General features: G+C 29.1%; 12 protein-coding genes. 2 read left to right on the plus strand and 10 right to left on the minus strand.

Annotated features, from left to right (window positions below; genetic code table 11):
* Positions 1-156: 156 nt before the first annotated feature.
* Both nifJ and deoC read right to left on the minus strand, forming a co-directional pair.
* On the minus strand, positions 157-3,696 hold the full coding sequence (gene nifJ, locus JWF52_RS02130) for a pyruvate:ferredoxin (flavodoxin) oxidoreductase (RefSeq protein ID WP_208331701.1): 3,540 nt from the start codon (positions 3,694-3,696) through the stop codon (positions 157-159).
* Between the two features lie 310 nt (positions 3,697-4,006).
* Positions 4,007-4,681 carry a deoxyribose-phosphate aldolase gene (gene deoC, locus JWF52_RS02135; protein WP_208331702.1) on the minus strand — a complete coding sequence of 225 codons (675 nt, stop codon included), beginning with the start codon at positions 4,679-4,681 and terminating at the stop codon, positions 4,007-4,009.
* Positions 4,682-5,037: 356 nt separating this feature from the next.
* Here deoC and JWF52_RS02140 point away from each other — a divergent pair, with 356 nt between their 5' ends.
* Positions 5,038-5,370, plus strand: coding sequence for a winged helix-turn-helix transcriptional regulator (locus JWF52_RS02140; RefSeq protein WP_208331703.1), 333 nt, complete (start codon positions 5,038-5,040; stop codon positions 5,368-5,370).
* A gap of 47 nt (positions 5,371-5,417) precedes the next feature.
* Here JWF52_RS02140 and pduL read toward each other — a convergent pair whose 3' ends face one another.
* From pduL to JWF52_RS02175, 7 genes are all read right to left on the minus strand, one after another.
* On the minus strand, positions 5,418-5,987 hold the full coding sequence (gene pduL, locus JWF52_RS02145) for a phosphate propanoyltransferase (RefSeq protein WP_208331704.1): 570 nt from the start codon (positions 5,985-5,987) through the stop codon (positions 5,418-5,420).
* Between the two features lie 210 nt (positions 5,988-6,197).
* Positions 6,198-7,457: a 3-phosphoshikimate 1-carboxyvinyltransferase gene (aroA, locus tag JWF52_RS02150; RefSeq protein ID WP_208331705.1), complete on the minus strand. Its 1,260-nt coding sequence runs from the start codon at positions 7,455-7,457 to the stop codon at positions 6,198-6,200.
* Positions 7,450-8,559, minus strand: a complete 1,110-nt coding sequence (gene aroB / locus JWF52_RS02155; protein ID WP_208331706.1) for a 3-dehydroquinate synthase — start codon at positions 8,557-8,559, stop codon at positions 7,450-7,452. The genes aroA and aroB overlap by 8 nt, the downstream gene beginning before the upstream one ends.
* Complete coding sequence (gene aroC, locus JWF52_RS02160; protein WP_208331707.1) at positions 8,547-9,716, minus strand: chorismate synthase; 1,170 nt, start codon at positions 9,714-9,716, stop codon at positions 8,547-8,549. The genes aroB and aroC overlap by 13 nt, the downstream gene beginning before the upstream one ends.
* Positions 9,717-9,761: 45 nt before the next feature.
* Positions 9,762-10,355, minus strand: coding sequence for a flavodoxin family protein (locus JWF52_RS02165; RefSeq protein ID WP_208331708.1), 594 nt, complete (start codon positions 10,353-10,355; stop codon positions 9,762-9,764).
* Positions 10,356-10,368: 13 nt separating this feature from the next.
* Positions 10,369-12,024 (minus strand): SpoIIE family protein phosphatase, encoded by a 1,656-nt coding sequence (locus JWF52_RS02170; RefSeq protein ID WP_286183964.1) that lies wholly within the window; start codon positions 12,022-12,024, stop codon positions 10,369-10,371.
* 138 nt (positions 12,025-12,162) lie between these two features.
* Positions 12,163-12,645 (minus strand): hypothetical protein, encoded by a 483-nt coding sequence (locus JWF52_RS02175; RefSeq protein ID WP_208331709.1) that lies wholly within the window; start codon positions 12,643-12,645, stop codon positions 12,163-12,165.
* Between the two features lie 138 nt (positions 12,646-12,783).
* Here JWF52_RS02175 and JWF52_RS02180 point away from each other — a divergent pair, with 138 nt between their 5' ends.
* Positions 12,784-13,257, plus strand: coding sequence for a hypothetical protein (locus JWF52_RS02180; RefSeq protein WP_208331710.1), 474 nt, complete (start codon positions 12,784-12,786; stop codon positions 13,255-13,257).
* A 72-nt stretch (positions 13,258-13,329) separates the two neighbouring features.
* Here the strand turns inward: JWF52_RS02180 and JWF52_RS02185 are convergent, their stop codons facing one another.
* Positions 13,330-13,500, minus strand: a complete 171-nt coding sequence (locus JWF52_RS02185; RefSeq protein ID WP_147568456.1) for a hypothetical protein — start codon at positions 13,498-13,500, stop codon at positions 13,330-13,332.
* Positions 13,501-13,590: the final 90 nt, after the last annotated feature.

Here is a 13,590-nt window from a genome sequence, read left to right on the forward strand (position 1 = left end):
AGTTGATAAGTCAATTATTATTTCTTATTATATTTATGTTATAGATAATAACTTTTCCAAATAAAAATAAAAAACACTAACCTATTAAGGCTAGTGTTTTTTATTTTTATTTAGAGTGGGCTTAATATCCCACTCTTTATATTAAACTATTATTTATTAGAAATTTTCGGCTAATCTCTTATAGTTGTTGTATCTTTCTTTAGAGTTTTCTTCAGCAGCTGTGAATAATTCTTCAGCTATATCTGGGAATTGTTTAGCTATTGCAGAGTATCTTACTTGTCCCATTAAGAAATCTTTGAAGCTTTCAGTCGGTTCTTTAGAATCTAAAGTAAATGGATTCTTATCTTGTGCTTTTAATGTTGGGTTGTATCTGTATAAATGCCAGTATCCAGCTTTAACAGCTTGCTCTATGTTTGCTTGAGCTCTTCCCATACCTTCTTTTAATCCATGAGATATACATGGAGAATAAGCTATTATTAATGATGGTCCATCATAAGCCTCAGCCTCTATTACAGCCTTCATTAATTGGTTCTTATCTGCACCCATACCTACTTGTGCTACATATACGTTTCCGTAACTCATAGCCATCATACCTAAATCTTTCTTCTTAGATCTCTTACCAGCAGCAGCGAACTTAGCCATTGCAGCAACTGGAGTTGATTTAGAAGCTTGACCTCCTGTATTTGAGTAGATTTCTGTATCAAATACTAGTACGTTTACATTTTCACCACTTGCAAGAACGTGATCTAATCCACCGTATCCGATGTCATAAGCCCATCCGTCTCCTCCAAGTATCCATTGAGATCTCTTAACTAAGTAATCTTTTCTACTTTCTATTTCTTTAACTAAAGCTCTAACTTCTTCATTTTGTATATGATGAGCATCTGCTAATAATGCTTCTACTTTCTTGCTAGCAACTGAAGACCCTTGTGAATCTTCTTTATTTTCTAACCAGCTAGTAAATGCTGCTTTAGACTCTTCACATATATCCATAGTTAATAGCTCTTCCATAACGTCAGCTATTTTATTTCTTATTTGTTCAACTGCTATTTTCATACCATATCCGAATTCAGCATTGTCTTCGAATAATGAGTTTGCCCAAGATGGACCTTTACCTTCATGGTTAACTGTATATGGAGTTGCTGGAGCTGATCCTCCCCAGATTGATGAACATCCAGTAGCATTTGCTATCATCATTCTATCTCCAAATAATTGAGTAACTAGCTTGATGTATGGAGTTTCTCCACATCCAGCACAAGCGCCTGAGAATTCCATTAATGGTTGTCTGAACTGACTTCCCTTAACAGTGTTTACATTCATTACGTCTCCTTTTGGAGCTACCTTAGTTGGGTCTACACCAAATGCCCAGTTTTCAACTTCAACTTCTTGGCTTCCAAGTGGTTCCATAACTAATGCTTTACCTTTAGCTGGACAAACGTCAGCACAGTTTCCGCATCCTGTACAATCCATTGGACTTACTTGAATTCTGTATTGTAATCCTTCTAATCCTTTACCCATAGCCTTCTTAGTATTGAAGTGTTCTGGTGCATTAGATAATTCTTCTTCATTAACTAATACTGGTCTTATACATGCATGTGGACATACATAAGCACATTGGTTACATTGAATACAATTATCCACTATCCATTCTGGTACGTTTACAGCAACTCCACGTTTTTCATAAGCTGCAGTTCCGCTTGGGAATGTACCATCTTCCATTCCATTGAAAGCACTTACTGGTAGATTATTACCTTCTTGTGCATTCATTGGTCTTAATATATTCTTAATGAAGTCAGGTTCAATTACTTCATCTTTCTTTTCATCTGTTGCTTGTGACCAAGATGCCGGTACGTCTATTTTAACTATAGAGTCAGCTCCTTGTTCAACTGCTTGATAGTTCATGTTAACTATTTTTTCACCTTTTTTACCGTAAGCTTTGTTTATAGAATCTTTTAAGTATTCTACAGCTTGTTCTTGAGGTATTATATTAGCTAACTTGAAGAATGCTGATTGCATTATCATGTTTATTCTATTTCCAAGACCTATTTCTTGTGCTATTTTAACAGCATTTACAGTGTAGAAGTTTATTTCATTTTCAGCTATGAATTTCTTCATTTTTGCTGGTAAATGTTCTTCTAATTGCTGAGCATCCCATATAGTGTTAAGTACGAATGTACCACCTTTTTTAAGTCCTTTTAATAAATCATATTGGTTAACATATGATTGATTATGACATGCTATATAGTCAGCTTCATCTATTAAGTATGTCGCTCTTATTGGTTCATTCCCAAATCTTAAGTGAGACATAGTTATACCACCAGATTTTTTAGAGTCATATGCAAAGTAAGCTTGTGCATATTTGTCTGTGTGGTCCCCTATTATTTTTATAGCTTGCTTATTAGCTCCAACTGTACCATCAGATCCTAATCCCCAGAACTTACATCTTACAGTTCCTTCTGAAGCTATCTTTATAGATTCAGCTTGTTCTAATGATGTATTAGTTACATCATCAACTATACCTACTGTAAATTGATTCTTAGGAGCATCTGCTTGTAAGTTTTCTATTACAGTTTTTATATCTGTTGGAGTAACGTCTTTTGATCCTAATCCATATCTTCCACCAATTATCTTTGGTGCATTTTCTACTTCATAGTATGCAGAACGTACATCTAAGTATAATGGCTCACCAATTGAACCTGGTTCCTTAGTTCTATCAAGTACACAGATTCTTTCAGTTGAAGCTGGTATCGCTTCTAATAAATGCTTAGTTGAGAATGGTCTGTATAAGTGAACCTTAACTAAACCTATTTTTTCTCCTTTTGCATTTAAGTAATCTATTGTTTCTTCTATCGCTTCTGTTACAGAACCCATAGCTACTAATACATACTTAGCATCTTCTGCTCCGTAGTAGTCAAATAATCCATGTTTTCTACCAGTTAATTCACTCATTTGATTCATGTACTTTTCAACGATTCCTACTATATCATTGTAGTATTTGTTTGAAGCTTCTCTTGTTTGGAAGTATATATCATCATTTTGTGCAGTACCACGAGTAACTGGGTGGTTTGGAGATAAAGCTTTATTTCTAAACGCTTCAACAGCTTCCATATTTAATAATTTTGCATAATCTTCGTTTTCAAATAATTCAACTTTTTGAATTTCATGTGATGTTCTAAATCCATCGAAGAAATGTATGAAAGGTAATTTACCTTCTATAGCTGCTAAGTGAGCAACAGGCGCTATATCTGCAACTTCTTGAACTGATCCAGACGCTAATAATACACATCCCGTTGATCTAGCACTCATAACGTCTTGATGATCACCGAATATAGATAATGCTTGAGATGCAAGAGCACGAGCACTTACGTGGAATACTCCGGGAAGTAATTCCCCTGCAACTTTATACATATTTGGTAACATTAATAATAAACCTTGTGATGCTGTGAATGTAGTAGTTAAAGCACCAGCTTGTAATGAACCATGGAATGCTCCAGCAGCTCCTGCTTCTGATTGCATTTCAACTACCTTAACTTTTTGTCCAAATATATTTTTTCTTCCTTGTGCTGCCCATTCGTCAACTACTTCAGCCATAGTTGAAGATGGAGTTATTGGGTATATAGCAGCCACGTCTGTAAACGCATAAGATACGTGAGCAGCAGCTGTATTTCCATCAACTGTTTTCATAAATTTAGCCATAATTATGTATCCTCCTTATATTACTCCAATTGTACTTAAATAAATTAAGTGGTAATTATAAATACTTTTGCACTTTAGATATAACGTACTTCAAAGCACATTAATCCCCCAATACATAAATATTTTATACAAAAAAATTCTATACTTTTGGAGAAAATCCTTCTTATTTATTAGTATAAATAATATATTTAAGTTAATTTTAAAAAAAATTTATATTTTAACACTTTTCCTGTTATGTTATCATATATACCCACAAAATTTTAAGCTAAACCAAATTAATTATGTTTTTTTACATTTTTCATCAAATTTCTTAATAATCACTTCCAGATGCATTATCTCCACTTACTATAGCTATAGATGCACTTGCTCCTATTCTACTTGCTCCAGCTTCTATTACAGCTATTGCATCTTTTTCACATCTTACTCCACCAGACGCTTTAACACCTATTTCTGAACCTACTGTATCTCTCATAAGTTTTATATCAGCTGGAGTTGATCCACCTGTTCCAAATCCTGTTGAAGTTTTTACATAGTCAGTTCCTGCTTTTACAGCTAATTCACAAGCTTTTACTTTTTCTTCATCAGTTAAATAACAAGTTTCTATTATTACTTTTACTAAAGCTTTTTTATCAGCTGCATCTACAACTGCTTTTATATCTTCATAAACTAAATCGTAGTTTTTATCTTTTAAAGCACCTATGTTTATAACCATATCTACTTCATCTGCACCATTAGTTATTGCATCTTTAGTTTCAAAAGCCTTAACAGCTGGAGTATTAGCTCCTAAAGGGAACCCTATTACTGTACAAACCTTTACATCACTTCCTTGTAATTCTTCTTTTGCAAGTTTTATTTGAGTTGGGTTTATACAAACTGAGAAAAATCCATATTCTTTTGCTTCACTACATATCTTAACAACTTCTTCTTTTGTAGTTGTTGCCTTTAGTATTGTATGATCTATCATATTTGCTATCTTTTTATTCATTGTTATGTTCTCCTTTTTTCTACATTAAAGTTTATATTATTCCATAATATGTTATCATATTACGAAAAGTATATAAACTTATTTTTCCTTGAGAATCTTTAACATTCATAAATTAATTAGATTTTATATTTTGTTGGTATTCATACTCTTATAATAATCTTCATGTTTTACTATTACAAGTAGGTACTTTTTTTATATATAGAAACATTTTGTATATATAGTATATAAAAGTATACTGTATACTTATTTTGTGCTATAATATGGTAAAGCATTTACATATTCAATATAATTATATGTATTTTTAAGTGAGGTATATGTTCATGAATAAATCTTTAGCTTTTCATCATAAATGCCATATGAATAATCGCTGTGCAAAGTATGCTACATGCCCAATGATTTTATTTCATAAGCTAGTTTCTGGTAAATGGAAATTATTAATATTATGGTACCTAAGTAATGGACGTCTTAGGTTCAGCGAACTTAAAAGAAAGTTACCTGATGTAACTCAAAGAATGTTAACAAATCAATTAAGAAGTCTTGAAGATGATGGTTTGGTTCATCGAGAGGTATATCCCGTTGTTCCACCTAAAGTTGAATACAGCTTAACTGAAATAGGTGAAAAAATGATTCCTTTACTTGAACAAATGTATAACTACGGGATTGAATATGGAGACACCTTAAAAAAGTAAAATAAATTAAAAAAGGTATGTGAAATTCACATACCTTTTATTTATAATTATTCAGCTATTAATTCTACTTCTTCACCATTTCTAACACCAGCAGCATTTCCTTCTTCAACGTCTACGTGCATTTCTAACGCAAAGTTAGGATTAGCTCTTACTAACACGTTTTCAAATACTACAGCTCTTGGTCCGAAAGTTCTTACTTTTACTATTTGCTTGTCAGTTACACCGAAAGCTTTAGCATCTTCATCACTCATATGTATATGTCTAGATGCTACTATTACACCTTCTGTTAATTCAACTTCTCCAGCTGGTCCTACTAATTTAACTCCAGGAGTTCCTGCTATATCTCCAGATTCTTTTATTGGAGCTTTTACTCCTAAAGCGAATCCATCTGCTAATGATATTTCAACTTGTGTATTAGGTCTAGCTGGACCTAAAACTCTAACACCTTTTAAAGTTCCTTTTGGCCCCACTAAATCAACTTTTTCGTCACATGCAAATTGACCTGGTTGAGATAATGGCTTAAAGTGAGTTAACTCATGACCTGCTCCAAATAAAGCTTCTATATCTGCTTGAGATAAATGAACATGTCTATTTGATAATGCTATTGGTAATTTCATAATAAATTCCTCCTGTTAATTTGTTAATTTGTTAATTATTGTATACACTATACAATTATACATAAAAGTTCTTACTAAATCAAATTATTTTCTACACTTTTGTATATTAAAAATCATTTCTCTATTAAAACATTTCTATTGCATTATAAAAAATCCTTTTATACTATTTTGTTAATTAGTATTTAATTTTATTCTTTATATAATTTATTTTTACTTGCATAATTCTTTTAATAAATTAAAATATCCTGGGAATGATATATCAATGCATTCTTTATTATCTAACTTAACTTCTCCATCAGATATTAAATTTGCAATTGAAAATGCCATAGCTATTCTATGATCTTTAAATGTTTCTATTTTCGCTCCTTTTAAAGAGCATTTTCCATTTATAACCATTCCATCTTCTAATTCTTCTATATTACAGCCCATTTTCTTTAAGTTATCTACTGTAGCTTTTATTCTATTACTTTCTTTTACTTTTAATTCTTTTGCATCTTTTATTATAGTACTTCCTTCAGCTTGGCTTGCTAGTACTGCTATTATTGGGATTTCATCTATTAATTTTGGTATTATATTTTTATCTATTGTAGTTGACTGTAGTTCATCACTATATTTTACTAATAAGTCTCCAACGACTTCTCCGCCTACTAATCTTTTGTTTAATATTTCTATATTACCATTCATTGATTTTACTACATCAATTATCCCTGTTCTAGTTTCATTTAGGCCAATATTTTTTATTAATACCTCTGAACCTTTAGTTATTAATGCTCCAACTATTATAAATGCTGCTGATGAAATATCACCTGGAACATAAATATCTTGGCTATATAGTTCCTCAACTGGGTTAATATTTATTTTTAAATCCTCTACACTTATATTTGCACCAAATGATTTAAGCATTATTTCACTATGATTTCTACTTCTTGCTTTTTCATGTATAATACTTTGTCCATTTGCATAAAGACTTGCAAGTATTATAGCTGACTTTACTTGTGCTGATGCAACTGGCATTTTATAATCTATACAATTTAGGTTTCCTCCATATATTTTTATAGGAGTTAAATTTCCATCATCTCTTCCTTCTATTTTACACCCCATACTCTTAAGTGGATCTGTTACTCTTTTCATAGGCCTTTTACCTATAGATTCATCACCTACTAAAGTTGCGTCAAATTCATTACCTGCAAGTATACCCATTATAAGTCTTATTGTAGTACCTGAATTTCCTACATCTAAAATATCTATTGGCTTTTTAAGTCCATAAAGTCCATTTCCTTTTACTATTACATCTTTTCCTTCAAAATTTATACCTACTCCCATTTTTCTAAAACAAGATATTGTGCTTAAGCAATCTTGTCCCATTAAGAAGTTACTTATTCTATTGTGTCCTTTTGATATTGAAGAAAACATTATAGCTCTATGAGATATAGACTTATCCCCTATAAGTTCAAAACTTCCTTTAAGCATTATGGCACTCCTTTATTATTTGTAGTATTTTATCTTCTTCTATACTATCTATTACTTCTACTTTACCTAAATCTATAGGTAAAACTAAATTAATTTTACCAAAACTATTTTTCTTATCGCTTTTCATTATATTTAATATTTCTTCTTCTATATTATTTGATGAATCAATACCATCTTCCATTTTAAAAGTTAAAGGTAAATCGTACTTATTGCATACTTTTACAAATAACTCATAATAATCATTTGATATAATACTTTCTTTTAGTGATAATTTAAAAGCCATATTCATGCCTATACTTACTGCATAACCATGACTTATTTTACAAAGTTTCTCTACTCCATGACCAAATGTATGACCAAAGTTTAATATTTTTCTAAGTCCACCTTCTTTTTCATCGATTCCTACTACATCTACTTTTATACTTGCACATTTTTTAACTATATAATATAAGTGTTCACTTTCTCTATTTAGTATTGATTTGCTATTTTCTATTAAGTAATCTAAAAATTTATAATCATAAATTACTGCATATTTTATAACTTCAGCCATTCCACTTAAAAACTCTTCTTCGTTTAAAGTTTTTAAAGCATCTACATTTATATATGTAAGTTTAGGTTGATAAAAAGTTCCTATTATATTTTTAAAATTATCTAAGTTTATTCCTGTTTTTCCACCAATTGATGAGTCAACTTGTGCAAGTAAACTAGTTGGAATCTGAATTACATCTATTCCTCTCATATAAGTAGATGCAACGTATCCTGCTAAATCACCAACTACTCCTCCACCTAAAGCTACTATAACTGACTTTCTTGATAAATTCATTCTTACACAATATTTCATTATTTCTTCATACATTGATAATGATTTTGAATCTTCACCTGATGGAATTATATATTCGTATATTGATTTAGCATTTATATTATCTATTAATTTATCCAATTGATGATTATATACATTTTGGTCAGTTATTATCAATATATTGTCATATATATCATTAATACTGCAATTATTTTTTTCATTAAAATAGCATACTACTTCATTAAAATATTTATAACTGTTATCTATTGCTACATTACAAACAGAGTTTGTTATTTTTTCCATCCTCTTTCACCTAGCCTTTTTATATATGAATTATAATTTGCTTTTAAATCTGCTAAGTTATCTCCACCTATTTTATCTAAAAAATATTTACAAATGACAAAAGCTACAACATTTTCACAAACAACACTGCATGCAGGAACTGCGCAATTATCAGATCTTTCTGTACTTGCCTTATAGCTTTCAAGTGAATTTATATCTATTGAATCAAGTGGTTTATATAATGTTGGAATAGGCTTCATAGCACATCTTATTACTATTTCTTCTCCAGTTGTCATTCCGCCTTCGATTCCACCTAATCTATTTGTTTTTCTTTTTATTCCTTCTTCTTTATTGTGATATATCTCATCCATTACATTTGAACCAGGTAATGATGCCACGTCAAATCCAATACCAATTTCAACACCTTTAATAGCTTGTATACTCATTAAGTGCATAGCTAGTTCTCCATCAATCTTTTTATCAAATTGAGTATAAGATCCTAGTCCTGGTATTAAATTTTTAACTCTTATTTCTATAACTCCACCTAAAGTATCACCTTCAGATTTAACTTTAGTTATTTCATCTATCATTTTTAATTCTATATCTTTATTTACACATCTTACTTCGCTGTTATCTACATTATTTTTTATATACTCAAAATCATATATATTATTATTTCTAGCATTACCTATTTGAACAACATGAGAAGCAAAATCTATATCAAAATTTTTAAGTATTTGCTTACATATTGCTCCAACAGAAACTTTACTAGCAGTTTCTCTAGCACTAGATCTTTCTAGTACATTTCTTGCATCATCAAAATCATACTTTAAACATCCAGTTAAATCTGCATGTCCTGGTCTTACATTACTTACTTTTCTACTTTCAAAATCTACTTTATCCATTGGATTCATAAACTTTATCCAGTTTTCATAGTCCTTATTCTTTACTTCTATAGAAATAGGACCTCCTAAAGTTATTTTACCTCTAACTCCACCTAATATATTTATTTTATCTTTTTCTATCTTCATTCTACCGCCGCGACCATATCCACATTGTCTTTTTTGAAGTTCACGGTTTATTTCATCTATGTTTAACTCAATATTTGATGGAACTCCATCCAATATTGAAATTAAACTTTTTCCATGTGATTCTCCACTAGTTAAATATCTAAGCATAATTTCTCCTTATATCTAAATTTCCTAATATCTAAAAGAGCCTGATTAATCAAGCTCTTTTATGTCTTTTATATATTTACTTATATTTTCATCTAATTTTGTTTTAAATTCATTATTCTCTTTATATCCTAGTTTATCTGTATCATTTAAATAAAGTTTATATAATAACTTATTATTTACACTTTTAAAGAAAAAGTCCATTACTATTTGTCCACCTAAAAACTGACTTTCGTAAGGCTTACTTCCACCGACAGCTATATACATTCCTATACGTTTTTTACTTCTATCTATCATAGAATTATTTAGTATATATTTACTTGCATATATAGCTTGAGTTCTATCTACTACTGTTTTTAACTTTGCTGATACGCTATCAAAATGTACAGGACTTATAACTATAACTCCTTTTGCTTTATCAAACATACCATACATTGGTGTCATATCATCTTTGAATTTACAATATCCTTTTTTGTCACAAAAACCACAAGCTGTGCAATATTCAATATCCATATCATATATATTAAATATTTTATAACTTATATTGTTTTTCTCTAATTCTTTACTTATTCTATCTGCTATTGAAAAGCAGTTGCTATTTTTTCTTGGACTTGCATTTATTAAAAGTATCTCTGTATCCATAGGTATTTTCCCCCTATTTATCTTTTAGCATTACTATTAGTATATCATCATCATAATGATCTTTATTAGAAAACTCTTTTAGTTCTTTTTTTAATTTTTCTACTATAACATCTTTACTGTATTTAAAATTATTTTGCATAAACTTTTCAAGTCTAAATATAGAGTATTCTTCCTTTGATGAATTATTTATTTCTAATACCCCATCTGTATACATACAAACCATTGGATAATCATCTATTTTTATAACATTATCACTATAGTGTGCATCATCCATTATTCCAATTGGTATACCCTTTTGACATTTTATATCTCTAACTATAGAGCCATCATTTTTTATAATTATAGGGCTATAATGCCCTGCATTCGATACAGTTATTGTATTTTCTTTTGTATTTAATAAAGTTATTAAACAGGTTGTAAATACACCCATCTTATCAAATTCATCATATAATATTTTATTTAAATTTGTCATTACATCTGATGCTTTTTTATATTGATAGCATAATACTTTAAATGCTCCCTTTATCATAGCTACAACGTAATTTGAGACTATACCATGTCCCATAACGTCTGCTACTATATAAAATACATTATGTTCGTCAACTCTCATTGCATAGTAGAAATCTCCTCCTACTACTCTTGCTGGATTATGATAAAAGTTTAATTCTTTTTCATTTGTAACATCCATTTCACTTTTATCCATTATAAGTTTTTGCTGTCTATTCAATAAATTTAATTCATTTGCAAGTACTTTGTGTTTAACTTCTTCTATATTATATTCATAAAGTTGTACACCAACTGATATTTGCTTTGCTAGTACTCCTAGTATATTTAAATCATCACTAGTATAGTTTTGGCTATTTGCACAAACTATACATCCTATAATTTCATCTTTATTTTTTAATTTAGCAAATATATAACTTTTAATTTTAGAATCATTTTTAGATTTTATATTATTTCTGTAATACCCCATAGAATCTTGTGATAATATTTCATCAATTATTGGATATATATTAGTTTCATTTTTACCTTCAATACTATAATAATTACATACTTTATGCTTAAACTCTTTTTCATCTATAATTATTAAAGCTTCTTTACTATTAGTTATATTACATGCTTGTTTACTTAAGTGTTCTAAGAATCCATTTATATTATTGTTAAGATAAAGCTTTTTTGTAGCTTCATTTATAGATGCTATTGCTCCTCTTAACTTGTGTACTAATAATAATGTAGAATTATTTTTAGTCGTTATTTCTATTGATAGCGCTATTAAAGATGCAACTGATGATATAAAGTCTACATCTGCTTCAGTTATATGATCTTCTTCAGTTAAAAAACAAGTCATAAATCCTACGACTGCTTTATTTATTATAAACGGAAAAACTATTCTTCCTATATATCCTTCGGATTTTGCTAATTTTCTTTCATTTATAGCTCGATTATCTTCAAATACATTTTTTATATATATTATTTTCTTTTCTTTAACTGATTCTTGTACATATACAGGATATTCTGAGAAATCTATCCTTACCCCTCTTGGACTATTAACAGGAAAAACCTGCGGTATATATTCTAATGTTTCAGAACACACTAAATAGGCATGTTGATAGTTATTTTTGTAAAATAAATTAACACATGCCTTAGTTGGATGAACAACTTCAAGCATCTTTTCCACTATTTTATCTTTTATAGCAAAAAATCTGAGGATTCCGTTACCATGGCTGATATTTCTACTATATTTTTCATTTTATAATTATCATTATTAGTATTACTCATGTTAGCGCCTCCCCCCTAATTTATTGGTCTATTTAATATTACTATATATGTCTTTTATAGTAAATATAAAAACAACTATAAAACTAATGACCACAGACCAATTAAAACTAGTTAAAAGTCCAATTACTAAAAGTGTTATTAGTATATTAATTTGGGATTTACTTCTCTCTGTAACACCGTTTACTTTTGGAAGTTCTATACTATTTATATTATTTTTTAAAGTATCTATACTCATCTTTACTTGTTGTTCTAACATTTTTTTGTAAACAATGTAAGCAACCTCAACTAAAAATGTACCTATACCAAATATAACATTTATATTAAATGATAATATAAGAATTATTGAACCCATTATAAATTTTAAGCATTTAAAAAACATACTATCTATTTTCAAACTTATATTTTTAATTTCTTTATACTCATCCCTTATTTTATAATCACTAGATGACATCCCCTTCATTTTAGTCTTTACGACCTCTGAATAAAATAGCTTTATTATGCCATTTATCATATCTTATCACTCCTTTTACATATATTTGTAATTTTTACAATTATAATATTTTTTATACTTGTCAATAATAAAAATATCAAATCTTTTAAACAAATGTTTATCAAATTATCTTGATGTTCAAATAGAAGGAGTGTTTTTATGCAAATCGAGCAGCTTGACCTAGAAACTCGTAGCAAAGTTTATAGCTACACAAAGAAAGTACTTAGAAAATACCAAAAAGGAATTATAACTGGTAAGTTAACCGCAGATAAGTTTGCAGATAATATTTTATCTAATGGTGATATAAATGATATATTAGACCAAAAAACTTTAGATGGTAAAGATTTTAAAGAATCTTACATTAGTTATATAGAAACTTTAATTGACATTCAAAATGAAAACTTACATAACAGTAAGAAAAGAAAGCATAAGGTCGTGCCAGAAAAGCCACCTATAAGCCAAAAAATCAAATTAAAAAATCTACTGTCTTCTACAGGATATAGTTTATCAATTCCCTATGAATACCTTAATGCCATAGATGTTGAGAATATAATAAAATATATAAGTACTGGATTTATAGATTTAGGAAATGAAAGAATTTATAATTATGTTAATAAAAATATTAAAAGTTAACAAAAATAAAAGGAAGTCAGTTTGACTTCCTTTTATTTTTATATTAATCTAATAATTTTTTATTATAAGCTATTATCCTAATGCTTTTTCTAATTTTGATAAATGTTGTATTGGATAATATTTTAGTAACTCTCTAAATTGAGGTACTGTTAATCCTTCTGTTGTAGTATATATGCGTATTTTTTCGTCTAAATCAGCATTTATAAATTTAGTTTTTACTTCTTCAAAGTTTACTGTTGACATATGTAATCCTCCCTATAATCTAATTCTTTTGTAGTATGTCCAATATAATATTTTTTTATCCATTTGTATAAAAAAATAGCTTTATGGTTT

The sequence above is a fragment of the Clostridium sp. CCUG 7971 genome, from assembly GCF_017590215.1.
Classification (GTDB): Bacteria; Bacillota; Clostridia; order Peptostreptococcales; family Peptostreptococcaceae; genus Faecalimicrobium.

Coding starts and splice junctions, on each gene's coding strand:
- nifJ (WP_208331701.1), bottom strand. CDS start 3,696: ATGGCTAAATTTATGAAAACAGTTGATGGAAATACAGCTGCTGCTCAC.
- deoC (WP_208331702.1), bottom strand. CDS start 4,681: ATGAATAAAAAGATAGCAAATATGATAGATCATACAATACTAAAGGCA.
- JWF52_RS02140 (WP_208331703.1), top strand. CDS start 5,038: ATGAATAATCGCTGTGCAAAGTATGCTACATGCCCAATGATTTTATTT.
- pduL (WP_208331704.1), bottom strand. CDS start 5,987: ATGAAATTACCAATAGCATTATCAAATAGACATGTTCATTTATCTCAA.
- aroA (WP_208331705.1), bottom strand. CDS start 7,457: ATGCTTAAAGGAAGTTTTGAACTTATAGGGGATAAGTCTATATCTCAT.
- aroB (WP_208331706.1), bottom strand. CDS start 8,559: ATGGAAAAAATAACAAACTCTGTTTGTAATGTAGCAATAGATAACAGT.
- aroC (WP_208331707.1), bottom strand. CDS start 9,716: ATGCTTAGATATTTAACTAGTGGAGAATCACATGGAAAAAGTTTAATT.
- JWF52_RS02165 (WP_208331708.1), bottom strand. CDS start 10,355: ATGGATACAGAGATACTTTTAATAAATGCAAGTCCAAGAAAAAATAGC.
- JWF52_RS02170 (WP_286183964.1), bottom strand. CDS start 12,024: ATGCTTGAAGTTGTTCATCCAACTAAGGCATGTGTTAATTTATTTTAC.
- JWF52_RS02175 (WP_208331709.1), bottom strand. CDS start 12,645: ATGATAAATGGCATAATAAAGCTATTTTATTCAGAGGTCGTAAAGACT.
- JWF52_RS02180 (WP_208331710.1), top strand. CDS start 12,784: ATGCAAATCGAGCAGCTTGACCTAGAAACTCGTAGCAAAGTTTATAGC.
- JWF52_RS02185 (WP_147568456.1), bottom strand. CDS start 13,500: ATGTCAACAGTAAACTTTGAAGAAGTAAAAACTAAATTTATAAATGCT.